Raw genomic sequence first — 25661 nt, forward strand, 5'->3', positions numbered from 1 at the left:
AAAAAGGCGCACCCGATGCGGGATGCGCCTCCATATTCCTGGGGCGGCCTCTCGGAACCAGTCTCCGGGCCGCCTGGGCGACATCATCAACGACACCGCCGGAGAAAGAGCCTTACTTAACGGCGTCTTTCAGGGCCTTACCAGCTTTGAAGCCAGGTACTTTAGAGGCCGGAATCTTGATCTCAGCGCCAGTTTGCGGGTTACGACCGGTGCGAGCAGCACGCTCTTTCACCGAGAAGGTACCGAAACCGATCAGAGTCACCTGATCACCTTTTTTCAGAGCGTCAGTTACGGAGTCTGTCATCGCGTCCAGAGCGCGACCCGCGCTTGCCTTGGAGATGTCAGCGGACTCTGCAATTGCATCGATTAGTTCGGACTTGTTCACACTAAACCCCTTCGATTTCAGGTTGAAGATGTTATAGATATAAGTTGGCTATTCTTTAGGACGTTCCCGACTATCGCATAAGCGGTCAGAGAATTCCATTCTTCACTTTTTTTATTCCATTCGGTTGAAAACCGGAATTCGGAATAGGCATAAACTGCGCGGGAGCCCTTGGTATTGGCTGCTTCACGGCGAAACAGTTATACCAACGGGCTCTCCAGCGTGTCAACAACGCCGCCGAGGATTAGTGCGTATTTATCCGCTCGGAAGAATCGGCATCATCGTCTCTGGATTTGCCTGATCCGGCCTCGGCTGACACCTGTTCGCTGAGCGGTTCAGGGCTGTAAGCCAGGGCAATATCCAGCACTTCGTCGATCCATGTTACCGGACGGATTTCCAGAGATTCCTTGATATTATCCGGTATCTCCTTGAGATCGCGGACGTTTTCTTCCGGAATCACCACGGTCTTGATGCCACCGCGGTGCGCCGCGAGCAGTTTTTCCTTGAGCCCGCCGATCGCCAGCACACGCCCGCGAAGGGTGATTTCACCGGTCATGGCAACGTCTGCGCGGACCGGAATCTGCGACAGCGCAGAGACCAGTGCGGTGCACATACCGATACCGGCACTGGGGCCATCTTTTGGCGTTGCGCCCTCGGGAACGTGGACGTGCAGGTCGTAGTTCTCATGGAAATCGTCCTTCACACCAAGCCCTACGGCACGACTGCGGACCACGGTCAAGGCCGCCTGGATGGACTCCTGCATGACATCACCCAGCGAACCGGTCTTGACGACACGGCCCTTGCCCTTGGTCAATGCGCATTCAATAGTCAGCAGTTCACCGCCAACCTGGGTCCAGGCCAGGCCGGTCACCTGACCGATCTGGTTGGTCTCTTCCGCCAGACCGTACTTGAACTTCTGGACACCGGAATAGTCTTCCAGCATCTCCGGGGTGATGGTCAACGTCTTGCGTTCGCCGGCCTCCACATGCTCCCGCACGACCTTGCGACAGATCTTGGCGATCTCCCGCTCCAGCCCCCGCACGCCGGCTTCCCGGGTGTAGTAGCGGATCAGCGATCGCAACGTTTCTTCCGGCAGGTCCAGCTCCTTCTCGGTCAGCCCGTTGGCCTTGACCTGCTTGGGCACCAGGTACCGGAGAGCAATATTGACCTTCTCGTCTTCGGTGTAACCGGGGATACGGATGATTTCCATCCGGTCCAGCAGCGCCGACGGAATGTCCATGGAGTTGGAGGTGCAGACAAACATCACGTCTGACAGGTCGTAGTCCACTTCCAGGTAGTGATCGTTGAAGGTGTGGTTCTGCTCCGGGTCCAGCACTTCCAGCAACGCAGATGCCGGGTCACCACGATGGTCCATGCCCATCTTGTCGATTTCATCGAACAGGAACAGCGGGTTCTTGACCCCGACCTTGGACAGTTTCTGCAGCAGTTTACCCGGCAGGGCGCCAATGTAGGTCTTGCGGTGACCGCGAATCTCGGCCTCGTCACGCACGCCACCCAGCGCCATCCGGGTGTACTTGCGATTGGTGGCCCGGGCAATGGACTGGCCGAGGGAGGTCTTACCAACCCCGGGCGGCCCAACCAGGCACAGCACAGGCCCTTTCACCTTCTTCACACGGCTCTGAACCGCCAGGTACTCAAGGATGCGCTTCTTGACCTCTTCCAGACCGTAGTGATCCCGGTCCAGAATTTCCTGGGCCTTCTCGAGGTCATGGCGAACCCGGCTGCGCTTCTTCCAGGGCACGGCCAGCATCCAGTCGATGTAACCCCGTACCACCGTCGCTTCGGCGGACATGGGCGACATCATCTTGAGCTTGTTGAGCTCCGCTTCGGTCTTCTTGCGGGCTTCTTCCGGCAGTCCGGCTTCTTCCAGGCGCTGCTCCAGCTCCTCGAAGTCACCGCCGCCTTCACCCAGCTGGCCCATTTCCTTCTGGATGGCCTTCATCTGCTCGTTGAGGTAGTACTCCCGCTGGCTGCGCTCCATCTGTTTCTTGACGCGGCCACGGATGCGCTTCTCTACCTCAATCAGGTCAATCTCGCCGTCCAGTTTGCCCAGCAACAGGTCCACCCGCTGGCGCACATCCAGCGCTTCAAGGAGTTCCTGCTTTTCAGGAATGCGAAGCTCCAGGTGCGCGGCCATGGTGTCCACCAGACGCTCCAGCTCGGTGATGCCGGTCAGCGCATTGGAGACTTCCGACGGCACTTTCTTGGAGAGCTTGACGTACTTTTCAAACTCCTCCATCAGGGTCTTGACCAGCACTTCGCCTTCGCGCTCCGGCAACGACTCTTCGTCCATCAGGATTGCGGTGCCGGTCAGGAACTCGCCCTCCTCCATGGTCTGGATGCGAGCACGGGTATTGCCTTCCACCAGCACCTTGACGGTGCCGTCCGGGAGTCGCAGCAACTGCAACACCGTGGCCAGAGTCCCCATTTCGAATACGTCTTCCGGGCCCGGCTCATCGGTGCCGGCATCCCGTTGTGCCACAAGAAGGATTTCCTTGCTGCCCTCCATCGCGGCTTCGAGCGCCTGAATTGATTTGTCGCGCCCCACGAACAGCGGAACCACCATATGTGGGAATACCACCACGTCCCGCAACGGGAGCATTGGGTATTCTTGTACAGACTCTTCGGGGATCAGGGTCATAAGAAATCCTCGGGTTTTGTTTCTTTCAGCTTATCACCCTTCATTGGGGCGCTTGGTAAAATTGCAATATTTTTGCAGGAGGAATTGCGTCGGGGCTGTCCGTCAGGGCCAGTCGGCACGCGGGGCCAGATGCCCCCGTCCGGCGACACTAACAGCCGACCACAAAACGGAGAGGAAAAAAAAGGGCGTTGCCGCCCTTTTTCATATTGCTGAAACCTGCCAACGATCAATCGTCGGAAGCCGCCTTGGCATGATCGGAGCTGGCGTAGATCTTGAACGGCTCGGAGTCGCCATCAATCACGCTTTCGTCGATCACCACTTTGGTGACATCGGTCTCTGAAGGGATCTGGTACATGGTGTCCAGCAGCGTGGCTTCCATGATGGACCGCAGACCCCGGGCGCCGGTCTTGCGCTCCATGGCCTTGCGCGCAACCGCACGCAGTGCGTCTTCACGGAAATCCAGCTCAACCCCTTCCATATCGAACAGTTTCTGGTACTGCTTGGTCAGCGCGTTCTTGGGCTCAGTGAGAATCTGAACCAGCGCCGCTTCGTCAAGCTCGGTCAGTGTAGCCACCACCGGCAGACGACCGACAAACTCGGGAATCAGGCCGTATTTCACCAGATCCTCGGTCTCGACGTCCTTGATGATGTCGCCCGTGCTCTTGCTGTCGTCCTGACTCACGACTGAGGCCGTAAAGCCGATGCTGCTGCGCTCGGAGCGATCCTGAATCACTTTGTCGAGGCCAGCAAAGGCGCCACCGCAGATGAACAGGATATTGCCGGTATCCACCTGCAGGAATTCCTGCTGGGGATGCTTGCGACCGCCCTGTGGAGGTACAGACGCGACCGTTCCTTCGATCAGTTTCAGCAGTGCCTGCTGAACACCCTCGCCGGACACATCCCGGGTGATCGACGGGTTGTCGGACTTGCGGGAAATCTTGTCGATCTCATCGATATAGACGATACCGCGCTGAGCCTTGTCGACGTCGTAATCACACTTCTGCAGCAGTTTCTGGATGATGTTCTCAACATCCTCACCCACGTAGCCGGCTTCGGTCAGCGTGGTGGCGTCTGCAATCGTGAACGGCACGTTCAGCATCCGCGCAAGGGTCTCTGCCAACAGAGTTTTACCACTGCCGGTAGGACCGATCAGCAGGATGTTGCTCTTGCCAAGCTCGACTTCGGCCTTGCCTTCGCCGTAACGCAGCCGCTTGTAGTGGTTATACACTGCGACAGATAGAACAATCTTGGCCCGATCCTGCCCGATAACATACTCATTCAGCGTAGTGCGAATTTCATCAGGCGTGGGCAGACGATCACTCGCCTCTTCCTGCGAACTCTCCTGGATCTCCTCCCGGATGATGTCGTTACACAGGTCGACGCATTCGTCGCAGATGAACACCGAGGGCCCTGCAATGAGCTTACGGACTTCATGCTGGCTCTTTCCACAAAACGAGCAGTACAGCAACTTGCCGTTATCGTCGCCCCTGCCGTTTCTTTCATCTGCCATTGACTTACCTCTGGTCTGGATTTGTCGACGCACTCACCAATTACGTCGACAAATGGTGATGCGATTGGTTCCAGTATTACTTATTCTGAACGCGCTTATCAAATATTGCATCGATCAGGCCGTACTCCTTGGCCTGGGTCGGATCCATGAAATTATCGCGCTCGGTATCCCGCTCGATGGTCTCCAGATCCTGGCCAGTGTGCTGGGCCAGAAGGGTGTTCAGAGTGTGGCGAATCTTGAGAATTTCCTTGGTATGGATCTCAATGTCCGTGGCCTGCCCCTGATAACCGCCCAGCGGCTGGTGAATCATCACCCGGGAATGCGGCAGACAGGCACGCTTGCCCTCAGCACCACCGGCAAGCAGGAAAGCCCCCATGCTGGCCGCCTGACCAATACACAGCGTATTCACGTCTGGCTTGATGAACTGCATGGTGTCGTAGATGGACATACCCGCAGTGACAGAACCGCCAGGGCTGTTGATGTACAGGTGAATGTCCTTGTCGGGGTTTTCCGACTCCAGGAACAGTAGCTGGGCCACCACCAGGTTGGCCATGTGGTCCTCAACAGGCCCCACCAGAAATACCACCCGCTCTTTCAGCAGACGGGAATAGATGTCGAACTGCCGCTCACCCCGGGCAGTCTGTTCAATAACAATCGGCACCAGGCCGGCGCTCGTTACCATTGCCGGACCATCAATCGGTTTTTGCATCATGATGCGCCTGAACTCCTTCTGGACGTATTGTGACCACCCGGTCACCGGGGTTTGGTAGATTGTTCGTTATATAAAGAAGAAAGGATCAGCCCTTCCCTCTGGATGACTGTTACCGGGGCATTACTTTGCCACCCCCAGCCCAAGATGAAAACAGCCGGCATGACCGGCTGTTTTCTTTTCTCGCTCGCGAAGCCATCAGGCCCCAGTCTTAACGCTGGGGCTGACCGGCCTTGACGGCGTCTTCGTACTTCATTTTCTTCTCTTTCACCTTAGCCTGCTCGAGGACAAGGTCAACAACCGCGTCTTCCAGAACCACAGATTCGATCTGGGACTTCTGCTCGGCGTTGTTCTGGAAGTGGGCAACAACCTCTTCCGGCTGCTCGTAAGTGGAGGCGATCTCCTGGATCTTCTCCTCAACCTTGGCGTCATCCGCCTTCAGGTCCTTGCTCTTGATCACTTCCTGGAACAGCAGACCGGTCTTGACGCGACGGTTCGCCTGCTCTTCAAACAGCTCTTTGGGCAGCTGCTGGAAGTCTACCTGGCCACCGAAACGCTGTACGGCGTCCTGACGCAGACGGTCGATTTCCTGGTCAATCAGTGCCTGAGGCACTTCCAGTTCAGTGGTTTCCAGCAGGCCGTCAACAACGTCGTTCTTGACCTTGTTGGAGATCGCCTGCTTCAGCTCGCGCTCCATGTTCTTCTGAACTTCGGCACGGAAGCTTTCTTCGCTGTCGGCTTCGATGCCGTACTTCTGGAAGAACTCTTCATCCAGCTCAGGCAACTGCGGCTCTTCCACTTCGTGAATCTTGATTTCGAACTTGGCAGGCTTACCGGCCAGCTCTTCGTTGTGGTAGTCCTCCGGGAAGGTAACTTCAATTTCCAGCTCTTCGCCGGCCTTACCCCCAACGATGGCCTTCTCGAAGCCCGGAATCATCTGGCCAGAGCCCAGAGTCAGGCGGTGACCTTCAGCCGCGCCACCTTCAAACTCTTCGCCGTCAATAAAGCCCTTGAAGTCGATGGTCAGCACGTCCTTGTTCTTGGACTTGCGCTTCACGGACTTCATGGTGGCCTGCTGACGACGCAGGTTGTCGATCATGTTGTCGACGTCTTTGTCGGTGATTTCGGAGGTCGGCTTTTCAATGCTGATTTTGCTCAGGTCGCCCAGCTCGATTTCCGGCAGCACTTCGAAGATGGCCACGAACTCGAGGTCCTTGCCTTCTTCCATGGACTTCGGCTCAAAGCGCGGCCAGCCAGCCGGAGCAATATCCTGCTCTTCAAGTGCCTTCATGTAGTTGTCGCGCATGACTTCGCCGACGATTTCCTGGCGAACGCTGGCACCGAAACGACGCTTTACAACGCTCATAGGCACTTTGCCCGGACGAAAACCGTTCAGGCGAACGGTACGCGCGGTTTCCTGAAGGCGCTTTTGAACCGCCGCGTCAATTTCCTGGGCGGACACACCGATTGTCATGCGACGTTCGATGTTGGATGTCGTTTCTACAGACACTTGCATGGAAGTTCCTCGAATTACCGGTCAGTAAGTGAATGAATAATTACCTGCGCCCTGGTCACTACCTTGCCGGCCGTCAACCCAGGCAGCGCAAAATTAAAAGCGGTAGTCTACCACGGTTTTCCAGGCGGAGAGAAACACGAAATGCCGCGAAACCTGTCGCCAGAGCAAAGCCTACAAAGGAGAAGGCACAAAATGTGCGAAGGCAAAACAAACTACAGAAAGGAGCAAAAAATCAGGGGGATAGGTGGTGCGAAAGGAGAGACTCGAACTCTCACGGGTTGCCCCACTGGAACCTAAATCCAGCGCGTCTACCAGTTCCGCCACTTTCGCACATCAAGCACAGAATCGATGCCCTAATGACATCTTAAAATTCTGATCAGCGGGAAATCAACAAGGAGGGAAAGTGGGGTGGACGAAGGGGTTCGAACCCTCGACCGCAGGAGTCACAATCCTGAGCTCTACCAACTGAGCTACGTCCACCACATTATCACTTCAAACTTTAACGCTTTGAACTTTGCCTTGACCTGGACCGCTTATCGACCGGCCGACGGCTTAATGGCACGCCCGGCAGGATTCGAACCTGCGACCCACGGCTTAGAAGGCCGTTGCTCTATCCAACTGAGCTACGGGCGCTTAACCTTTCACCCACTTGAACATCCAGAATGGAAATGGTCGGGGTAGAGAGATTCGAACTCCCGACATCCTGCTCCCAAAGCAGGCGCGCTACCAGACTGCGCTATACCCCGTTCAACCTGAACAACAAGTGCCTCAGCAAAGTTGGCGCGCATATTACCGTCGGGTTTCCGCTTCGTCAACAACGATTTGGAATTTTCTTCAGATAATTCCGCCAGCAGCCAATTGCCGATGCCACTTTTTGTCATTCTACCACTACGCCTTCCACCACTACACTCTCTACCTACTAACTCTACTATCTACTACTAGCGCCACGCTCTCTGGCAGAACACTCGTTACCACCATATCCTCTATCTTCTACTACACGCGCTATCACGACACGACTACGACACCGATACCACCCAAGGGCGCTGCTACCCTCATTGCAGCCTGACACGACAGCGGCCAGCGGGTGATAGAAGAACGGCGCGGTGAATTGGAGTAGACGACGAACCATGAGACAATGCGCCGCTTTATAAGGCTGGACCCAAAGATATCGACATGACTGCGAAACTGATCAACGGAAAAGAAATCGCCGCCCAGGTCCGACAGCAGGTTGCCGCGGGCGTTGAGGCCCGTCGCCAACAGGGACTGCGCGCGCCCGGACTGGCCGTGGTGCTGGTCGGCAATGACCCCGCATCCCAAGTGTATGTTGGCAATAAACGTAAGGCCTGTGAAGAAGCCGGGATTATCTCCCTGTCCTACGACCTGCCGGAAAACACCTCTCAGGAGGCCCTGGAGGCGCTGATCGAAGAGCTGAACGAGAACACTGCGGTGGACGGCATTCTTGTTCAGCTTCCCCTGCCCTCTCATCTGGACGCCGATCCGATTCTGGTCAAGATCCGCCCGGACAAAGACGTTGACGGCTTTCACCCATTCAATATCGGGCGCCTGGTCCAGCGTCGGCCAGAGCTGCGCCCGTGCACACCCGCCGGCATCATCACCCTGCTGGACAGCGTCGGCACGCCCTATAAGGGCCAGCATGCAGTGATTGTCGGGGCCTCCAACATCGTAGGCCGCCCCATGGCCATGGAATTGCTCCTCAAGGGCGCCACCACGACCGTCACCCATCGTTTCACCGATGACCTGGCCCGCTTCGTCTCCGAGGCTGACATCGTCATTGCCGCCGTAGGCAAGCCCGGCCTGGTGAAGGGCGAATGGATTAAGCCTGGCGCCACGGTGATCGACGTTGGCATCAACCGGATGGAAGACGGCAAGCTGCGTGGTGACGTCGAGTTCGAGGCCGCCGCAGAGCGCGCTGCCTACATTACTCCGGTGCCCGGAGGGGTTGGCCCGATGACCATCGCCACCCTGCTGCAGAACACGCTGTACGCCGCCAACGAGCTGCACACGGACTGACCGGGCAACGCTGCACCCCACGTCTGACCGCTCTGCAAGCAGGCAATAAAAAACCCGCCGGATTGGCGGGTTTTTTATTATCGGTCGATTTACTGACCGTACTTGGCTTTCGCCTTGAGGCGGTAGGCATGCAGAAGCGGCTCGGTATAGCCGTTCGGCTGCTCACAACCTTTCAGAACCAGCGCCATGGCCGCTTCGAACGCGATACTGTCATCGAAGTTCGGAGCCATGTTGCGGTAGGCAGGGTCACCAGCGTTCTGCTGATCAACAACAGCGGCCATGCGCTTCATGGTTTCCTCAATCTGCGCTTCGGTGCAGATACCGTGATGCAGCCAGTTGGCCAGCAACTGGGAGGAAATCCGCAGGGTTGCACGGTCTTCCATCAGGCCGACGTTGTTGATATCCGGCACCTTGGAGCAGCCCACACCCTGATCGATCCAGCGTACAACGTATCCGAGGATACCCTGGGCATTGTTGTCCAGCTCCTGCTGGATGTCTTCAGCACTCAGAGAAGACGGATCTGCCAGAACCGGCACGGTCAGAATATCGTCCAGCGCAGCGCGCTGACGGTTCGCCAGCTCTTTCTGCACGTCGAATACGTTTACCTGGTGGTAGTGCGATGCGTGCAGAGTGGCCGCTGTCGGGGACGGAACCCACGCTGTGTTGGCGCCAGACTTCGGATGGCCGATTTTCTGCTCGAGCATGCCAGCCATCAGGTCCGGCATCGCCCACATTCCTTTACCGATCTGGGCAACGCCGGAAAAACCGGTTTCCAGACCAATATCGACGTTCCAGTTCTCGTAGGCGTTGATCCAGGCTGCCTGCTTCATTTCGCCTTTGCGGATGAACGGACCCAGCTCCATGGAGGTGTGGATCTCGTCGCCGGTCCGATCGAGGAAGCCGGTGTTGATGAAGACCGCGCGATCCTTGGCCGCATGGATACAGGCCTTCAGGTTCACGGTTGTACGGCGCTCTTCGTCCATGATGCCGACCTTCAGAGTAAAGCGCGGCAGACCCAGGGCGTCCTCGACTCGGGCAAAGAACTCGTTGGTGAAGGCGACTTCTTCCGGACCGTGCTGCTTGGGCTTAACAATATAGACAGAGCCCTTGGTGCTGTTCTGGAACTGACCAAGCCCCTTGAGATCGTGGATCGCGATCAGCGAGGTGATCAGGCCATCCATCAGCCCCTCGGGAATCTCGCTGCCGTCTTTCAGCAGAATCGCCGGGTTGGTCATCAGGTGACCAACGTTGCGCACGAACAGCATGCTGCGACCCTTCAGGCTCACCTCACCACCGTCTGGCGCGGTGTAAACGCGGTCTGCGTTCAGCTTACGGGTCATTTGCTGACCGCCCTTCTCGAAGGTTTCTTCGAGATCGCCTTTCATCAGGCCCAGCCAGTTCTTGTAGGCGACGATCTTGTCGTCGGCATCAACGGCGGCAACGGAGTCCTCGCAGTCCATGATGGTGGTCAGAGCTGATTCCATCAGGACGTCTTTGACGTGGGCGCCGTCGTCTTTGCCAATGGGATGACTGGCGTCGATCTGGATTTCAAACCGCATGCCATTCTTCGCCAGCAGGATACCGGTCGGCTCCGCTTCGGAACCGACGTAGCCGGCAAATCCGGACTCGTCTTTCAGACCGGTGACATCGCCATTCTGCAGTTTGACGGCCAGCTTGCCACCGTCCACGTAGTATTTGGCGGCATCCTTGTGGCTGCCAGCGGCCAGCGGAGCGGAGCTGTCCAGCAGGTTGCGGGCCCACTCGATAACCTTGGCGCCGCGCACCGGGTTGTAACCACGACCTTTCTCGGCGCCATCGTCTTCAGAAATGGCATCGGTGCCGTAGAGGGCATCGTACAGGCTGCCCCAACGCGCATTGGCGGCGTTGAGAGCAAAACGCGCGTTCATCACCGGCACAACCAGCTGCGGGCCGGCCATGGTGGCGATTTCCGGATCAACGTTGGCGGTGTCGATCTTGAAGTCGGCAGGTTCTTCGACCAGGTAGCCGATGTCCTTCAGGAAGGCCTTGTACTCGTCCATGTTGATGGACTGACCTTTATGATCCCGGTTCCAGGCATCCATTTTCTCCTGGATTGCGTCACGCTGAGCCAGGAGTTCCTTGTTGCGGGGAGCCAGCTCGTGAATGATGCTGTCGACGTTCGCCCAGAATTTGTCGGCCTCAACGCCGGTGCCCGGAATCGCTTCATTGTTCACGAAATCGAACAGGTTCTTTGCGACCTGAAGGCCGCCGACTTGCACGCGTTCTGTCATCGTTGTTTGCCTCAGTGGTTTTACTGTGTTCCCTGTTTACCGGATCGAAACGCCCGGTTATTCGCTCCCGGCTAACCGGGAGTTGGGGAGCCACGGATGAACTCCGGATCATCTCTGGCCTTCAGAGCGGTTCACAATCAAGGCGCGACTTTGCAGACAGGCTGGTTGCCTTTCAAAAAGTCGCAACGCCGAGTGTGAATCGCTCTGAAGGCCCCGAAGGGCCCGCTCTGAGGGCTGCATCTGCGGCGTTGCGGCCCTTGCCAAGGGCTATCCGGGTGCGGCCCAGACCATTGGCTGCGGACCACGCCTTGCAGCTACAGCCCTCAGATCGCGCAGAGACGATTCGGAGTTCATCCGTGGCTCCCTGCGCTATCTTTCTAGGCGCGGCATTGTACGTTAAATCACGTATAAATTCATGCCTGGAAATGACCGCCATCAACCCCGGCGCCAGCTGGTGCCCTCTCGTGAATCGTCCAGAATCACGCCTTTACTGGCAAGCTCATCCCGGATTCGATCGGCCTCTGCGAAATCCCGTCCCTTGCGGGCATCCGCCCGCGCCTGGATCAGCGCTTCGATCTCCTCGGCGGTCAGCTCTCCGCCGGTATCGGCCTGGAAGAACGCCTCCGGGTCCTGCTGCATCAATCCCAGCACCTTTCCGAGCCGGACCAGCACGGCGGCACTGTCGGACGCCGCCTGCTCGTCGCCCTGGCGCCGGTGCTGATTGATTTCCGCGGCAACGCCGTGAAGCACCGCGATCGCACCGGCGGTGTTGAAGTCATCGTCCATGGCCGCCTGGAACTGCCGGTCATGGGCGGTGTCTGCCACATCCTTGGCAGGTACCAGACCACGCAGGGCGTGGTAGAGCTTGGTCAGGCTGCGCCCGGCTTCGGCCAGATTATCTTCGGAGTAGTCCACCTGGCTGCGGTAATGGCTGGACACCAGGAAGTACCGCACCACCTCGGGGGGATAGCTCTCGAGGATCTCGCGGATAGTGAAGAAGTTGCCCAAGGACTTGGACATCTTCTCCTTGTTCACGCGAATCGCGCCGGCATGCATCCAGGTGCGGGCAAATTCCTGCCCGGTCGCTGCCTCAGACTGGGCAATCTCGTTTTCATGGTGCGGGAACATCAGGTCCGGCCCGCCACCATGGATGTCAAAGGTGTCTCCCAGGCAGCAGGTCGACATGGCGGAGCACTCGATGTGCCACCCCGGGCGACCATCGCCCCAGGGCGAGTTCCAGCTCACCTCGCCGGCTTTGGCAGCCTTCCACAGCGCGAAATCCGCCGGTGACCGCTTGGCCTGCTCGACATCGACCCGAGCGCCTGCAAGCAGGTCATCCAGCTTTTTCTTGCTGAGCTTGCCGTAACCGTCAAACGAGTCCACGGCAAAGTAGACGTCCCCATTATCGGCCACATAGGCGTGATCCTTGCTGATCAGCGTGCGGATCATCGCGATGATGTTGTCGATGTGGGCGGTGGCCCGGGGCTCTTCCGTCGGCGGCAGAACTCCAAGTTTGCCTTCATCCTCGTGCATTGCGCTGATCATGCGCTCGGTGAGATCGGTATAGACCTCGCCGTTCTCCTCCGCCCGCCGCAGAATCTTGTCGTCAATGTCGGTGATGTTGCGAACGTAATGGACGTCGTAGCCGCAATGCCGCAGGTAACGGGTAATCACATCAAACGCCACCAGCACCCGTGCATGCCCCAGGTGACAGTAGTCGTAAACCGTCATGCCACAGACATACATACGAACCTTGCCGGGTTCGATGGGCTGGAACTCTTCCTTCTGCTGGGACAGCGTGTTGTAGATTCGAATCACGTTAACGGCCTATGGACTATCAGTTTTTGGCTTTGGCCCAGGAATCCCTGAGCGTGACGGTACGATTGAAAACCGGACGACCGGGCTCGGAGGCATCGGCATCCAGGAAGAAGTAGCCTTCCCGTTCGAACTGGTACGGCAGGTCGTTGCGGGGCTGGGCCAGGCTTTTCTCAACCCGGGCACCGGTCAGGCGAACCAGGGAATCCGGATTCAGGTGATCCAGGAAGTCGCCTTCCTTGTCACTGTCTGGAGACTCATGGTTGAACAGACGATCGTAAAGATTGATGTCCGCCTCAACACTGTCGCTCTCGGACACCCAGTGAATCACACCATTGGGTTTGTACCCCTCCGGGTTAACGCCCAGGGTGTTGGGATCGTACTCGCACTTGAGCTCGACGATGTTGCCTTCGCCGTCGCGGACCACCTCGCGGCAGGTCATCACGTATCCACCACGAAGCCGTACCGCCTGATCCGGTGCCAGACGCTTCCACTTACGCGGCGGCTCTTCGACGAAGTCTTCCCGGTCGATGTACAGGGTGCGGGTCCAGGGTACTTCGCGGGTACCCATCGCCTCGTTCTGCGGATGCACCGGCAAGGTCAGGGTTTCAGCCTGGTCTTCCGGGTAGTTGGTCAGGGTCACCTTGAGCGGGCGCATGACGCACATGGCTCGGGGCGCGCGGGCATTCAGGTCTTCGCGGATGGCGAACTCGAGCATGCCGACATCGACGGTGCCGCCAGCCTTGTTGACTCCAATCATGTCACAGAAGGCACGGATCGACTCTGGCGTGTAGCCCCGTCGACGCATCCCGGACACGGTTGGCATCCGCGGATCGTTCCAGCCTTCAACCACACCCTCATCCACCAGGCGCTTGAGCTTGCGCTTGCTGGTAATGGTGTAGTTCAGGTTGAGACGGGCGAACTCCGTTTGCCGCGGCCGTGCCGGCGGCGTGATGTTATCCAGTACCCAGTCATACAGCGGCCGGTGATCCTCGAATTCCAGCGTGCAGAGCGAGTGGGTAATCCCTTCCATCGCGTCGGAGATAGGGTGGGTGAAGTCGTACATCGGGTAGATGCACCACTTGTCACCGGTCTGGTGATGGTCGGCGTAGCGAATCCGGTACAGGATCGGGTCGCGCAGGTTGATGTTGGGCGAGGCCATATCGATTTTGGCCCGCAGCACCAGCTCACCATTGGCATACTTGCCCGCGCGCATGTCCCGGAACAGCTGCAGGTTTTCCTCAATCGGACGATCACGGTCCGGGCTGTTGCGACCCGGCTCAGTCAGGCTGCCACGGTACTCGGCCATCTGCTCGGCGTTCAGGGAGCACACATAGGCCTTGCCCTTCTCGATCAGCACTTCGGCAAAATCGTAGATGGCGTCGAAGTAATCGGAGGCAAAACGGATATCACCGGCCCACTCGTAACCCAGCCACTGGACGTCTTTGCGGATCGCATCGATGTATTCCTGGGATTCCTTCTCCGGGTTGGTGTCATCAAACCGAAGGTTACACTCGCCCTGGAACGTCTCTGCAATGCCAAAGTTCAGGCAGATGGATTTGGCGTGACCAATGTGCAGATAGCCATTTGGCTCCGGCGGAAAACGGGTAACAACCTTGCCGGCGTGCTTGCCACTGCTGATTTCGTCTTTAATCAGGCTTTCAATAAAGTTGTGGGCTTTCTTGGAATCGGCGCTCATACGATCTCAATTTCGTGGGACGGTGCGTTTGGAACCCCGGCAAAACGGGGCCAGCTTTGCTTGGGTGGTGCTGAAAGAGCCACTGACCAGGCTCCCGTTCACTCAGAAGCGATCCGGAGTCCGTCAGAGGATCTTTAGCGTAAACGCAGTATTATACGCATTCCCTCGTCAGGCATAACCCCGGCCAACACCGACACGTCGTCGCACCCGGAAAAAACCGGGAAGCCCTGACGCCTCCTGAAGCGTTACGTGGGTGAAAGAGTTACGTACAATAGATCCTTAAGGGCAATAAAGGCCGACTGGCCCGCCCAGAACCGAACCCGATTCATTGCTGCGTCCCGCTGGTGACGGCACGGCGCGCTCCCAACGACACAGGAAACCAGAATGATTCTGCTGAAAACCTCTCACGGCGACATCAAGCTTGAGCTGGACCATGACAAGGCCCCAGAGACCGCCAAAAACTTCGAACAGTACGTCCGTGATGGTTTTTATGACGGCCTGGTGTTCCACCGTGTGATCAGTAACTTCATGATCCAGGGCGGTGGATTCGAGCCCGGCATGACCCCCCGCAAGACCCGTGAACCGATTGCCAATGAAGCCAATAACGGCCTCAGCAACATGGCCGGCACCGTTGCCATGGCTCGTACCATGGACCCTCACTCCGCCACCGCGCAGTTCTTCATCAACGTGCAGGACAACGGCTTCCTCGACCACACGGCAGAAACCGCCGAAGGCTGGGGATACTGTGTCTTCGGCAAGGTGGTTGAAGGCATGGACACCGTCAACGCCATTCGCGCCGTCCCCACCACCATGAAAGCCGGCCATCAGGATGTCCCTCATGACGATGTGGTCATCGAGAAAGCCGAGGTGCTGGAGGATGGAGGCGCAGCGTGACCACGCTGTTCATCTCAGACCTCCACCTGGAGGAAGACCGGCCGGACATCACCGAGGCATTTCTGGCGTTCCTGGCCGGCGAAGCCCAGGGCGCTGAACGCCTCTACATTCTTGGTGACTTTTTTGAAGCCTGGATTGGTGATGACGAGCGGACGCCGCTGCAGGAGCAGGTCGCATCGGCTTTGCGCGCCCTCAGCGATCAGGGTACCGGGCTGTACCTGATGCACGGCAACCGGGATTTCCTCATCGGGGATGACTACTGTCAGCGCATCGGCGCAACCCTGTTGGATGACCCGACCGTAGTGGATCTGTACGGCACTCCCACTTTGCTGATGCACGGCGACAGCCTGTGCACCGCGGACGTGGAGTACCAGAAGTTCCGCGCCACCATGCGCAATCGTCAGTGGCAGACGATGTTCCTGCAACGCCCGCTGGCTGACCGGCAGACGACCGCCCGCCAGCTGCGGGAGATCAGCATGGCCAAGAATCAGGGCAAAGAACAGTCGATTATGGACGTCACCCCGGAAGAGGTGGTCAAAGTCATGGAAGAACACGGCGTCCAACGTCTGATCCATGGCCATACCCATCGGCCGGCGGTTCATGAGCTGGTCGCCAATGACCAGCTCGCCCAGCGCATTGTACTGGGTGACTGGGACCGTCATGTCTGGTGGCTAACGGTAAGCCCTGACCAGGAGCCGGCGCTGAACAAGCACCCTCTGAATAACCAGGGCCAGTGTTAGCGACGGGGAACAAAAGCTGGTACAGAAAAGCCCCGCCAAGGCGACGACGTCCATGGCGGGGCTTTTCAGGTGTTCAGTTTTTCGACACTGCAACAACCATCAAGCGGCGGCAGGTGTCATTCTCAGGCGACGGCGTGTGACTGATACACCGATCAGCCCCAACCCCAGCAGCACCAGCGTTGACGGTTCCGGCACCACAGTGGTCGGCGTGTCATCGCCGGGCACATTCGGGTCGTCCGAACCGAAGGTAATGTTGTCAAACCCGACCTGGTTGGCGGTGCCAGAGAAATCGATCGATTTCGCGGTCCCGGAAAAGGTCACGTTGCCAACATCGAAGTTGCAGAACTGGCCTGACGGATCGCCAGTACAGTTGTTGGCTGTGCTGTTAGCAACCAGATCAATCTGTCCCAGCAGGGAACCACCGGCATTCTCCTGGTCCCACACCGTCACCGATGCCGCCTGGGAGGTGGTGTAATAGAAAGAAAACCCGGTATCAAACCCCGGCGAGTAGTTCAGGATGGACGAGCCCGAGAGGAAAAACATGATGGTGTCCGGTGAGGGTTCATTTGCGAAGTTGCCGTTACCTCCGGCATCCCCGTCAACCACGCCCAACGCGTTGTCGCCAAAGCCAACGCCGTAGTTGGTTCCTGAGTTGCCATCGGAGTCCGTCCCGCCGTTATAGAAATCCTGAATCTGCGCCTGATCCCCAACCCCTTCAAAATCGAGGGTAAAGGGTACGGCATAAGCGCTGCCGGCCGTGCCGATCAATGCTGCGGCAAAGCAACCGCGAGTCCATTGATTCTTGATAGTCATGGTTCTCTCCTTGGCCGGGGATTGACTGAACCCAAACAACTTCCCCTGGCGTTGCTGTAACCCCATGCGAAAAGCCGGCCAAGTTCTCATATCATTGTTTTAACTGTGTGTTTATTGACGAGCCCATTTCGCATGTAAAGCATACCGACACTCTACCCTCCCCTATGGCGGCCCATTGCTCAGTCCGCTAACCGAATCGCGTTCCAGGCAATCCGGAGCCGCGTCGGATTCGGCGCACATTGAGGTTGATCAAGTGCCTGATCACATAGCGAAAAGCCCATCGCCGCCAGCCGCTGAGATTGCTTCCCCGTTCCCGGTAGAACTGATCGGGCTGTTGGTAGCGGCCAAAGTCCCGGGCGATGCCGAGCTTCTGGATGTAGGTATTGCCACCGGTCCACTCATTGTCAGGCGATGACAGGCAGCTGGCAGCAATGCCGAAGCCGTAGAAGGGCCCTCGATGATCGGTGAAGCGCTTCTGCACCTGGCCAAGATAGCGCTGGTCAATGATGTAACCCTCCAGCTCCAACCAACGACCGCCCACCCGAGCCTCCACCCAGCTGTGGATGATCTGATCCGGCGCCAACCCAAACAGATAGTCCGGGATTGCCCCACGTTGCAACTCGTTGTAGATGGTAAAACCATGTAGCCGGGCTGGAATCCCAACGGCCCGGAGCAGCGCCATCAAAAGCGTTCCCTTGGTGTTACACTGACCGTAACCATCCGCCAACACCTTGCTTGCCGACAGGTCATCACTGGCGTTGTAGCCAAACTGAATCTGGTCACGAACGAACAGGTAGATGGCCCTGGTCCCCTCAGGCTCAGGCATCTCCCGCCAACCCTGTTGCCGTACCAGCCGTTGAACACTCGGATGCCCGTAATCCAGCATCGCCGTTGGCTGCAGGTATAGCGGCTCTTTCTGACTCATTGCGTTCTCCAGCGGTCCATAGATGTTGGAGAAACAGTACCGCGTCGCCCCATGGCACACTTGAACAAACTGGCTAGACAGAGACTTGCTGAAGCGAACTGCTGCGGCTGAGATTAGCTTCGCGAAAGCAGGCGGGATGCCTGGCGAATAGAGAGGCCGAAACACCGACGAAAGGTCCGGCTGAGGTGGGCACTATCGGAAAACCCGGCCAGGTGGGCCGCCTCCGTCGCGGCCTGCCCCTCTGCCATCGCCGTCACCGCGCACAAAAGCCGACGCCACAGCAGGTAAGGACGCCAGGCCATGCCCATCTGGTCCCGAAACAGATGCAGAAACCGGCTTTCAGACAACGCAATCGAACGGGCCGCGTCTGCAGCACGCCAGCCCTGAGGCTTGAGGCAACGGTCTACCTCGAAGCACTCATCCATGGCCTGCAACAATCGGCGGATTCGGCCGTCCCCCACCGCCGTCATTGCCGGACCGGGCAGTGGCAGGCCAAGCCGGGAGCAAAGCAGCGCCATCGCCGGAACCAGCCAACCATCGGCCAGCGCGGTGCCAGCTGCCGAAGGCGTCAGCTCCGGTAGCGGCAAGGTGACGCAGTCCTCACCATCAAGCCGACGACCAAGCACCTCACCCCAGCATGACTGCGGCTCGATCAGAAGCAACAGCCCTTCGGACATCGCCAACCGATGAGGAACGCCTCCGGCCACCAGCGCCGGGCCGCGCCAGCGCTGGTTCCCGACCAGCAGCTCGTTGTCACCACAGGGCCAAACCACCTGCGCCGCCACGTGAGCATGCTCTTCCGCCTCAAGCGCCCGACCGACAAACAGCAACACCCCCGGCATCACCCGAACCTGATTAGTCATGAGGCTGCGCTCTCCAAGTACACAGGCCGGAAAGCGAATTCATAGCTAGACTGCAGATACACCATCTACTCTCCTGTGGACGGATGGTGGGAACACTCGCTGCCGGAACACAGCCCTTTGCCAAGGAAATCAACATGCTTCTTGTAAGTCTCGTGTATGCTTCCAATGTTTCAACAGCCGTGGACGAACAGGCCGTGGCACGGATTCTGGAGGTCTCCCGTGCCAACAACGAGCAACAGGACATCACCGGCCTACTGTGCTTCAACCACCGCTATTTCCTGCAATGCCTGGAAGGTTCCCGCACCCGGGTCAATCATCTGTACCAACGCATCCTAGGGGACCCCAGGCATTCCGACATACTTCTGCTTGATTACGCCGAGATCGAGCAGCGACAGTTCGATCAGTGGGCCATGGGCTACGTTCCATCCGGGCAGCTGGCGCGGCAACAGATCCTCAGGTTCTCCGGAAAAGCGGAGTTCAACCCCTATGAGATGACCGGCGCCAGCGCCCGCGGCCTGCTAGCCGAGCTTGGCAGCCTCTGATCACCGCTGCCATTCAAAAACCCGCTGGTTCTTGATGTGCCTGAAACCCTCGGCGAGATAGAACGCATGACTGTCCTCCCGTTCTTCCCGACAACGCACGCGCACAGGCATGCCCAACGAGTCTCCCCAGGTTGTCGCCCGGGCCAGCAGCGACGAGCCAATTCCGCCCCGTCGCCGGGCGCTTTCAACCACCAGCCCCCCGACTTCAACGAAGGGCACCGTACCGACCCGGCGGGCGATGAACGCATGCATCCAACCAACGACCGCACCTCTGGCCATAGCCGGGTTGCCGGTGCTTGCCAGCTCAGCAACCCAGACCCGATGATCAGGCAGCGCCAGCAGTGTCTTTAACGCCCGACGCGAGTCCACTCCTTCGCCGTCAGGCACCAGGGCTGCCGCCAGACGCAATACCGCTTGGCTGTCGGTCGGCCTTGCGGCGCGAATAGTCACTGGCTGATTATCCTGGGTCACAGTTCTGTTCTCATTGATGGCCATCACCCGAGCAAAAGAGTTCGTGCCGTGTCAGTGGGGTCTGAAGAGCTTACGTGCTAGATTCGATCTCTCACAATAGCTCAGAGAACGGGAATCGCTGAAGCCTCTCTGGGCAACTGGGATCAAGACGCCTCAATAACCGACGACCACCATCATGCAACACACTCACGATCTGCTGCTTCTGGGCATCATCATGCTGCTCGGACTGGGAGCCCACACGCTCGGGGGAAAGGTCCACGTTCCCCGGGTCACCCTCCTGTTGCTGCTGGGTGCCCTTGCCGGCCCGGCATTGTTCGACGTGATTCCATTGCAGGCAACCGGCAGTTTCGAACTGATTACCGAGCTTACGCTGGCGATGGTCGGCTTTCTGTTGGGGGAGCGGATGTCTCTGCGGGATCTCCGGGAAGGTCGGGAAGCGATCGTGCTCAGTCTCACGGTGACGCTGGTGACGGCGCTGGTGATGTTCCTGGCGGTATGGGCCTTCACCGGCAACCTGCCGGCTGCGCTGCTGTTGGCCGCGATTGCCACCGCCACCGACCCGGCAGCCACCCTGGATGTGATCCGCGAAGCCGGCGCCAAAGGCCCGCTGACCCGGGTGGTTACCCAGGTGGTAGCCATTGACGATGCCTGGGGCGCGATCCTGTTCAGTATCCTGCTGGTGTTTGCCGAGCTGGTCGCCGGCAATGGCAACAGTATCAGCGACCTGGTGGCCCATGGCGTGACGGACGTCTTCGGCGCCATGATCCTCGGGGCCGCCATCGGCTGGCCCATGGCCTGGCTCACCGGGCGCCTGAAGCCTGGCGAGCCGATGCTGCTGGAGGCGGCCGGCTTTGTGTTTCTGGCCGCCGGTCTGGCCGGATACCTCGGGGTGTCCTATCTGCTCACCTGCATGACCCTGGGCGTGGTGGTCGCCAACCGGGCCCGCCATCACGTGCGCCCATTCCGCTCCATTGAAGGTGTGATCGACCCGTTCTTCGCCCTGTTTTTCTTCCTCGCTGGCTACAGTCTTGACTGGGCGCTGTTGCCCACTTTGGGGCTGCTGGGATTGGTCTACCTGCTGGCGCGGGTTGCCGGTCGACTGGCCGGAGGCTACCTGGGTGGTGTATTCGCCCGCTCCGAGCCGGTGGTCCGGCGCTACGCCGGCGCCTGCATGCTGCCCCAGGCCGGGGTCGCCCTGGGGCTGGCCCTGGTAGCCACCGAGCGGCTGCCGGAACTGACCCTGCTGCTGCCATTGGTGATCGGTGCCACCGTGATCTTCGAGCTCGCCGGACCGGCCATCACCGCCTGGCAGCTGCGACTGGCCGGAGAAACCCGGAAACGGTAACGGTCACCGCAGAGGTGCAAACTGACCTGTGCCCCTGGGTTCAATAAAGAACGACGCCAGGTAGGACCCCCACACGCCCAGCGGCGAAAGCAGGCACGCCAGCCCGCCCCACACAATGGCGCTGCGCCCCATCCGGTGGGCAAACACACCAATGGCGAAGAAGTAAACGATAAGACTGATCAAACCCACCAGACCGGCAGGAAGCGCCCATGGCGGGGCATTGGAGAAATCGTCGACCAGCCAGACAGGCACGATCAAGGCAATATGCCCCAGCCAGAAGGTAGCGTCGACAAGCCACCGCCCCGGCTTACTCACATCATCCATAACATAATGTCCTTTTCTTCCTTGTTGTTCTCTTCCCTGGCCTTGTCCAAGGCCACCGCCCTGACGCGGGACATCAGATTACGCGGCGGAACCGGATCGGGCAAGACCACAACATCAGCCCGCCGTTGCTGTCAGCTCCCTAATCCCGCCACAGCGAGTGCTTCTGCAGCTTGCGTTGCAGTGTCCGTCGGTGCATGTTCAGGGCCCTGGCAGTGGCGGAAACATTCCCGTCGTTCTCCGTCAGTACGCGCTGGATGTGCTCCCACTCCATCTCTTCAACGGAGGGGGGCTCCGGCCTCAGCTCCGGCGGCGCTTCCAGGGGATCGAACCCGGCAATCAGCTGATCCACCGTCACCGGTTTACACAGGTAATTGACGGCACCACGGCGCATCGCTTCCACGGCCGTTGCGATACTGCCGTAGCCGGTCAACACCACCACCCTCAGGCTGGGCTGACTGTCGAGCAGCAATGGCAATAGCTGCAACCCACTGTCCCCGGCCAGGTTCAGGTCCAGCACGCACTGGCTGTAATGCTGCTCTGACAGCCGCTGTCGGGCTTCCTGCGGCGAACGGGCAACATCCGCAACAATACCCCGGCGGTCCAGAGACCGTCTGAGCACGTGAAGAAAGGCCTCGTCATCGTCGATCAGTAAACAGTGTGCGATGTCAGCCATGGTTTGTCCCCTGTTCTGCCAGCGGCAGTTCGATGATCATCGTGGTGCCGCCAGGCTCCACCCGTGCCTTGAGCGTGCCGCCCAATCGCTGGATGGTGGCATTGGACAAAAACAGGCCAACCCCCAGGCCGGTATCAGAGTCGACAACCCTGGCACCGGGGGCGCCCTGGAGCGTGGTCTCCAGGCCATCACCGTGGTCCTGTACCACCAGTTCCAGCCGTCCGGCGACGTCCCTGACGGCAACCCCCACCCAGTCCGGGCTGGCAGTCAGTGCATTGGCAAGCAGGTTGAGAACGGCCTGGTCCAGCGTTGCATCCACGGCGATGGCAGAGGCCGGCACCGACGCCTGCCACTCTATCGTGGCCCCCGGCCAGAGCAGGGTCGCCGACTCCCGCAACCGCCGAATCCAGGCGGCAACGGAAATCACTTCCAGCTCCGCGGCGCTGGCCTGCCGTGCCGCTGACGTCAACTGCCGGAGGTGGCCGCTGCACAGGTCCAACTGCTGGGCCATCAACGCAAGGTCCTCCTGCTGTCCCGGCATCGTCTCCCCTGCTCTCAGGTCATCCACCAGCAGCGATAGGGTATTGAGGGGGGTATTTAGGCGGTGGGCGACAGCCGCTGCGGACAGCCCCAGAGCAATAACCTGCTCGTCCCGCAAGCGGCCTTCACGAATCCTCGACAGCTGGGCCTGCTGCCTTCGCAAGCGTTGAGCCAGTGTCCCAACCACCAGCAGCAGGATTGCCGAGGTCAACACGAACGTCAGCCACATGCCAAACAGGTGCAACTGGGCCATGCTGCTGCCATGGTGGTGATCCATGGTCACCGGCAGGTACCAGCGCGCCAGCACCGTATAAAGCGCAATACCAAGCAGGGTCAGCCCGATACTCTGGGCCAGTGGCAGCAACACGATTGCCACCGCAATCGGTAACAGCATCAGCGAGGTCAATGGGTTGGTGTAACCACCAATCAAAAACAGCCAGCCGCCGATCATCAGCAGATCCAGCGCCAGCCCGGCCGCCACCACTAGGGCAGACGCCGGCGGCCAGCGCTCAAACCACAACCAGCCGCCGACCGCCAGGGCGGCATAGATCAACGTCAGCCAAAGCGCTTCCCCACCCTGGGCCAACGACACCATGCTTTCCGCCACCGCCAACGCCAGCAACTGGGCTGCGGCCATCGCCAGCCGCAGCCCGAGAAGGTAGCGACCTGCCTGCTGGAATCCGGATTCTGAATAGGTTAACCAAGCCATAACCCGCATTCTAACGGCTTTTCCTTTGGGAATACCTACTTGGAGATGCGGCATTCTGTCTCAGGCCAGGCGCGGGCCCGCTGATTACTATTGGCGCCACGTTCAATTCAGGAGAGACAGCCGTGAAAGCAGTACACAGACTGACGCTGGTTTGGCTGGCAGGGGGCGTGGCCCTGCCGTTGGTATCGGTGGCCGGAGAGCCCGCGACCGCATTGCCCTTGATTCAGGTTACCGGCGACCGATGGCAGTCGCCCGCCAGCGAGGTTCTGGTGCCGGAGCCGGTGGCGAGACTGGCCGGTGACGCCTCGGTCTCTCTGTCCCGTATGGGCGGCCGAGGCCTTGACCCGATCATCCGTGGTCAGGGCCGGGACCGTGTCGATGTTCTCCTTGATGGCATCCGCGTCGAAGGCGCCTGCCCCAACCGGATGGACCCGGCCACCAGTCGGCTGAGCTCGGCGCTGACACCCCTGCTGGACGTACGCACGACCAATAAAACGCTGCGCTGGGGACCGATTAGCGGTGGCCAGATCATGGCCACCACCGCCGCTCCGAGGTTCGCCGACGGCGTATTCACCGGTCACCTGACCGCCGGCGGATCGGATAACGGCAGCGGCTCAATCATCAATGGCAGTGCCGCCCTTGGCAATGAACGCAGCTGGGTGCGGCTGGCCGGAGGTCATGATAAAGCGGATGACTATGACGACGGCGATGGTAATCAGATCCGCAGCGCCTTCACCAACCGGGAAGGTCGACTGGACGCGGGCTGGACCGCTGACAACGGCTTTTACCTTCAGGGTTTGCTGCGGCGACAACAGGAGCGTGACGTCAAGTACGCGGGCTCTGGCATGGACGCCCCCAAAACCGATACCGACATCGCCCGTCTCACCCTGGGCAGCCCGGTAGGGTCCGGCGACTGGAAACTGGTGGCCTGGCAGGCGGATGTCGACCATCGTATGGACAGCGTCAGCCTGAGAACCTCCAGTATGGCGATGGTCACTGATTCCCAGACCCGAACCCAGGGACTGCGCCTGACGCTCGATCAAACCGCATCGGCCCAAACCGGTTGGGCGACTGGCCTGGATCTGGAGCGCAACAACTGGGAAGCGGAACGATTTGGTGGGGATGACCTGGAGATGCTGACCTCGGTGATCTGGCCCGACGTGGATCGGGACCGGATCGGCCTGTTTGCAGAGGCCAGCCACCGGCTCTCACGCCACTGGCAGCTGGGTGGCGGTGTCCGCTACGATCGGGTGGAAATGAGCCCGGACTCCGCCGACAAACCGTTCGGCATGGGCATGATGACCAACTCTGCCGCGGCGATCTACCAGCAGGTCTATGGCACCACCGAGCTTGAGCAGACTGACCACAACATCAGCGCGTTCCTGGACAGCCGCTGGCAGTTCAAGCCGGGTCACGCCCTGGAAGTAACGGCCAGTCGCAGCGTACGCAGCCCCGGCGTGACCGAGCGCTACCTGGCGAGCTGGAGCATGATGCCCGCCAAGCGCTGGGTCGGTAACCCGGCGCTGGACACCGAGAAACACCACAAACTGGAACTGGCGCTTGAGGGCCGTGAGGGAGCACTGAGCTGGCGGCCCGCCATCTGGGTGGATCAGGTGGAGGATTTTATCCTGCGCACCCGCAATGCCGACCAGCTGTCGGTTTACCGCAATGTCGACGCCCGACTGCTCGGCGCCGAGGCGGAGGTGAGTTGGCACCACGGCCCCTGGCAGCTGGCCAGCACCCTGGCAACGGTTCGGGGCACCAACCGTGACAGCAACAGCGCTCTGCCGCAGATACCGCCGCTGCAGTTCAGCCAGACCCTGGATTGGCACAACCAGGGACATCAGCTCGGGATCGAATGGCAGCTCGCCCGCCGCCAGGACCGGGTGGACCTGGGGTCCGGACAGGATGCAGACACCTCACCAGGCTACGGGTTGATCAATCTGACCGGTCTTCACCCGCTGATGGAAGGCTTGTCGCTGACCTGGGCTGTCGACAACCTGTTTGACAAGACCTGGGCCCCCCATGTCAGCCGCGCCAACACCGACCCGTTCAATCCCGAAGCGATTCGGGTGCACGAGCCTGGCCGCACCCTGCGGGCGGCACTGACCGCACGCTGGTAGTACTCAGGTAGAGAGTACTCAGGTAGAGAGTACTCGGGTCGAGAATACTCAGGCAGAGAGTACTCAGGCAATGAGCGCTCAGGCTGTCAGTCCTCAGAAAGATGG

General features: G+C 59.4%; 21 protein-coding genes and 4 tRNA genes. 6 read left to right on the plus strand and 19 right to left on the minus strand.

Annotation, left to right across the window (positions count from 1 at the left end):
* Positions 1-112 precede the first annotated feature (112 nt).
* The 9 genes from J2887_RS11385 to J2887_RS11425 all read right to left on the minus strand — a co-directional run bounded on the left by J2887_RS11385 (position 113) and on the right by J2887_RS11425 (position 7525).
* Positions 113-385 carry an HU family DNA-binding protein gene (locus J2887_RS11385; RefSeq protein WP_227171255.1) on the minus strand — a complete coding sequence of 91 codons (273 nt, stop codon included), beginning with the start codon at positions 383-385 and terminating at the stop codon, positions 113-115.
* A gap of 241 nt (positions 386-626) precedes the next feature.
* Entirely contained in the window at positions 627-3044 is a 2418-nt protein-coding gene (lon, locus tag J2887_RS11390) for an endopeptidase La (protein ID WP_227171256.1), read from the minus strand.
* Between the two features lie 226 nt (positions 3045-3270).
* Positions 3271-4554, minus strand: coding sequence for an ATP-dependent Clp protease ATP-binding subunit ClpX (clpX, locus tag J2887_RS11395; protein ID WP_227171257.1), 1284 nt, complete (start codon positions 4552-4554; stop codon positions 3271-3273).
* A 76-nt stretch (positions 4555-4630) separates the two neighbouring features.
* Entirely contained in the window at positions 4631-5266 is a 636-nt protein-coding gene (clpP, locus tag J2887_RS11400; RefSeq protein ID WP_227171258.1) for an ATP-dependent Clp endopeptidase proteolytic subunit ClpP, read from the minus strand.
* A 208-nt stretch (positions 5267-5474) separates the two neighbouring features.
* Positions 5475-6779 carry a trigger factor gene (tig, locus tag J2887_RS11405; protein WP_227171259.1) on the minus strand — a complete coding sequence of 435 codons (1305 nt, stop codon included), beginning with the start codon at positions 6777-6779 and terminating at the stop codon, positions 5475-5477.
* A 245-nt stretch (positions 6780-7024) separates the two neighbouring features.
* Positions 7025-7109: transfer RNA gene (locus tag J2887_RS11410), tRNA-Leu, on the minus strand.
* A 74-nt stretch (positions 7110-7183) separates the two neighbouring features.
* Positions 7184-7259 (minus strand) — tRNA-His (locus tag J2887_RS11415).
* 76 nt (positions 7260-7335) lie between these two features.
* Positions 7336-7412, minus strand: a tRNA-Arg gene (locus J2887_RS11420).
* A gap of 36 nt (positions 7413-7448) precedes the next feature.
* Positions 7449-7525: transfer RNA gene (locus tag J2887_RS11425), tRNA-Pro, on the minus strand.
* A gap of 427 nt (positions 7526-7952) precedes the next feature.
* On the opposite strand from J2887_RS11425, the gene folD reads away from it, so the two are divergent.
* Positions 7953-8810, plus strand: a complete 858-nt coding sequence (folD, locus tag J2887_RS11430) for a bifunctional methylenetetrahydrofolate dehydrogenase/methenyltetrahydrofolate cyclohydrolase FolD (protein ID WP_227171260.1) — start codon at positions 7953-7955, stop codon at positions 8808-8810.
* 89 nt (positions 8811-8899) lie between these two features.
* Here folD and J2887_RS11435 read toward each other — a convergent pair whose 3' ends face one another.
* The 3 genes from J2887_RS11435 to J2887_RS11445 form a co-directional block, all read right to left on the minus strand.
* On the minus strand, positions 8900-11080 hold the full coding sequence (locus tag J2887_RS11435) for a malate synthase G (protein WP_227171261.1): 2181 nt from the start codon (positions 11078-11080) through the stop codon (positions 8900-8902).
* A gap of 435 nt (positions 11081-11515) precedes the next feature.
* A complete protein-coding gene (cysS, locus tag J2887_RS11440; RefSeq protein ID WP_227171262.1) occupies positions 11516-12898 on the minus strand; it encodes a cysteine--tRNA ligase in 1383 nt (460 codons plus the stop codon).
* Between the two features lie 19 nt (positions 12899-12917).
* Positions 12918-14594, minus strand: coding sequence for a glutamine--tRNA ligase/YqeY domain fusion protein (locus J2887_RS11445; protein ID WP_227171263.1), 1677 nt, complete (start codon positions 14592-14594; stop codon positions 12918-12920).
* Between the two features lie 384 nt (positions 14595-14978).
* Here J2887_RS11445 and J2887_RS11450 point away from each other — a divergent pair, with 384 nt between their 5' ends.
* The gene (locus J2887_RS11450; RefSeq protein ID WP_227171264.1) at positions 14979-15488 is read left to right on the plus strand and encodes a peptidylprolyl isomerase; all 510 of its coding nucleotides are present in this window, start codon (positions 14979-14981) and stop codon (positions 15486-15488) included.
* On the plus strand, positions 15485-16228 hold the full coding sequence (lpxH, locus tag J2887_RS11455) for a UDP-2,3-diacylglucosamine diphosphatase (RefSeq protein WP_227171265.1): 744 nt from the start codon (positions 15485-15487) through the stop codon (positions 16226-16228). Before J2887_RS11450 ends, lpxH begins: the two co-directional genes overlap by 4 nt.
* A 99-nt stretch (positions 16229-16327) precedes the next feature.
* Here lpxH and J2887_RS11460 read toward each other — a convergent pair whose 3' ends face one another.
* The 3 genes from J2887_RS11460 to J2887_RS11470 all read right to left on the minus strand — a co-directional run bounded on the left by J2887_RS11460 (position 16328) and on the right by J2887_RS11470 (position 18829).
* Positions 16328-17041 carry a PEP-CTERM sorting domain-containing protein gene (locus tag J2887_RS11460; protein WP_227171266.1) on the minus strand — a complete coding sequence of 238 codons (714 nt, stop codon included), beginning with the start codon at positions 17039-17041 and terminating at the stop codon, positions 16328-16330.
* Between the two features lie 187 nt (positions 17042-17228).
* Entirely contained in the window at positions 17229-17966 is a 738-nt protein-coding gene (locus J2887_RS11465; RefSeq protein ID WP_227171267.1) for a transglutaminase-like domain-containing protein, read from the minus strand.
* A 113-nt stretch (positions 17967-18079) separates the two neighbouring features.
* Complete coding sequence (locus J2887_RS11470; RefSeq protein ID WP_227171268.1) at positions 18080-18829, minus strand: helix-turn-helix transcriptional regulator; 750 nt, start codon at positions 18827-18829, stop codon at positions 18080-18082.
* Positions 18830-18963: 134 nt separating this feature from the next.
* Here J2887_RS11470 and J2887_RS11475 point away from each other — a divergent pair, with 134 nt between their 5' ends.
* The gene (locus tag J2887_RS11475) at positions 18964-19371 is read left to right on the plus strand and encodes a BLUF domain-containing protein (RefSeq protein ID WP_227171269.1); all 408 of its coding nucleotides are present in this window, start codon (positions 18964-18966) and stop codon (positions 19369-19371) included.
* On the opposite strand, the gene J2887_RS11480 is transcribed toward J2887_RS11475, so the two are convergent.
* Positions 19372-19821, minus strand: a complete 450-nt coding sequence (locus J2887_RS11480; RefSeq protein ID WP_227171270.1) for a GNAT family N-acetyltransferase — start codon at positions 19819-19821, stop codon at positions 19372-19374.
* 196 nt (positions 19822-20017) lie between these two features.
* Here J2887_RS11480 and J2887_RS11485 point away from each other — a divergent pair, with 196 nt between their 5' ends.
* Entirely contained in the window at positions 20018-21187 is a 1170-nt protein-coding gene (locus J2887_RS11485; RefSeq protein ID WP_227171271.1) for a cation:proton antiporter, read from the plus strand.
* A 3-nt stretch (positions 21188-21190) separates the two neighbouring features.
* On the opposite strand, the gene J2887_RS11490 is transcribed toward J2887_RS11485, so the two are convergent.
* The 3 genes from J2887_RS11490 to J2887_RS11500 form a co-directional block, all read right to left on the minus strand.
* A complete protein-coding gene (locus tag J2887_RS11490) occupies positions 21191-21511 on the minus strand; it encodes a hypothetical protein (protein ID WP_227171272.1) in 321 nt (106 codons plus the stop codon).
* 139 nt (positions 21512-21650) lie between these two features.
* The gene (locus J2887_RS11495; RefSeq protein WP_227171273.1) at positions 21651-22184 is read right to left on the minus strand and encodes a response regulator transcription factor; all 534 of its coding nucleotides are present in this window, start codon (positions 22182-22184) and stop codon (positions 21651-21653) included.
* On the minus strand, positions 22177-23433 hold the full coding sequence (locus J2887_RS11500; RefSeq protein ID WP_227171274.1) for a sensor histidine kinase: 1257 nt from the start codon (positions 23431-23433) through the stop codon (positions 22177-22179). The genes J2887_RS11495 and J2887_RS11500 overlap by 8 nt, the downstream gene beginning before the upstream one ends.
* Positions 23434-23555: 122 nt before the next feature.
* On the opposite strand from J2887_RS11500, the gene J2887_RS11505 reads away from it, so the two are divergent.
* Positions 23556-25556, plus strand: a complete 2001-nt coding sequence (locus J2887_RS11505; protein WP_227171275.1) for a TonB-dependent receptor domain-containing protein — start codon at positions 23556-23558, stop codon at positions 25554-25556.
* Positions 25557-25661: the final 105 nt, after the last annotated feature.

Source organism: Marinobacter sp. CA1 (genome assembly GCF_020546665.1).
Classification (GTDB): domain Bacteria; phylum Pseudomonadota; class Gammaproteobacteria; order Pseudomonadales; family Oleiphilaceae; genus Marinobacter; species Marinobacter xestospongiae.

What these genes read in the sequence shown, in the direction of transcription:
- lon (WP_227171256.1), bottom strand. Translation starts at nt 3,044, where the DNA reads ATGACCCTGATCCCCGAAGAGTCTGTACAAGAATACCCAATGCTCCCG.
- clpX (WP_227171257.1), bottom strand. Translation starts at nt 4,554, where the DNA reads ATGGCAGATGAAAGAAACGGCAGGGGCGACGATAACGGCAAGTTGCTG.
- clpP (WP_227171258.1), bottom strand. Translation starts at nt 5,266, where the DNA reads ATGATGCAAAAACCGATTGATGGTCCGGCAATGGTAACGAGCGCCGGC.
- tig (WP_227171259.1), bottom strand. Translation starts at nt 6,779, where the DNA reads ATGCAAGTGTCTGTAGAAACGACATCCAACATCGAACGTCGCATGACA.
- folD (WP_227171260.1), top strand. Translation starts at nt 7,953, where the DNA reads ATGACTGCGAAACTGATCAACGGAAAAGAAATCGCCGCCCAGGTCCGA.
- J2887_RS11435 (WP_227171261.1), bottom strand. Translation starts at nt 11,080, where the DNA reads ATGACAGAACGCGTGCAAGTCGGCGGCCTTCAGGTCGCAAAGAACCTG.
- J2887_RS11445 (WP_227171263.1), bottom strand. Translation starts at nt 14,594, where the DNA reads ATGAGCGCCGATTCCAAGAAAGCCCACAACTTTATTGAAAGCCTGATT.
- J2887_RS11450 (WP_227171264.1), top strand. Translation starts at nt 14,979, where the DNA reads ATGATTCTGCTGAAAACCTCTCACGGCGACATCAAGCTTGAGCTGGAC.
- J2887_RS11460 (WP_227171266.1), bottom strand. Translation starts at nt 17,041, where the DNA reads ATGACTATCAAGAATCAATGGACTCGCGGTTGCTTTGCCGCAGCATTG.
- J2887_RS11465 (WP_227171267.1), bottom strand. Translation starts at nt 17,966, where the DNA reads ATGAGTCAGAAAGAGCCGCTATACCTGCAGCCAACGGCGATGCTGGAT.
- J2887_RS11470 (WP_227171268.1), bottom strand. Translation starts at nt 18,829, where the DNA reads ATGACTAATCAGGTTCGGGTGATGCCGGGGGTGTTGCTGTTTGTCGGT.
- J2887_RS11475 (WP_227171269.1), top strand. Translation starts at nt 18,964, where the DNA reads ATGCTTCTTGTAAGTCTCGTGTATGCTTCCAATGTTTCAACAGCCGTG.
- J2887_RS11485 (WP_227171271.1), top strand. Translation starts at nt 20,018, where the DNA reads ATGCAACACACTCACGATCTGCTGCTTCTGGGCATCATCATGCTGCTC.
- J2887_RS11490 (WP_227171272.1), bottom strand. Translation starts at nt 21,511, where the DNA reads ATGGATGATGTGAGTAAGCCGGGGCGGTGGCTTGTCGACGCTACCTTC.
- J2887_RS11495 (WP_227171273.1), bottom strand. Translation starts at nt 22,184, where the DNA reads ATGGCTGACATCGCACACTGTTTACTGATCGACGATGACGAGGCCTTT.
- J2887_RS11500 (WP_227171274.1), bottom strand. Translation starts at nt 23,433, where the DNA reads ATGGCTTGGTTAACCTATTCAGAATCCGGATTCCAGCAGGCAGGTCGC.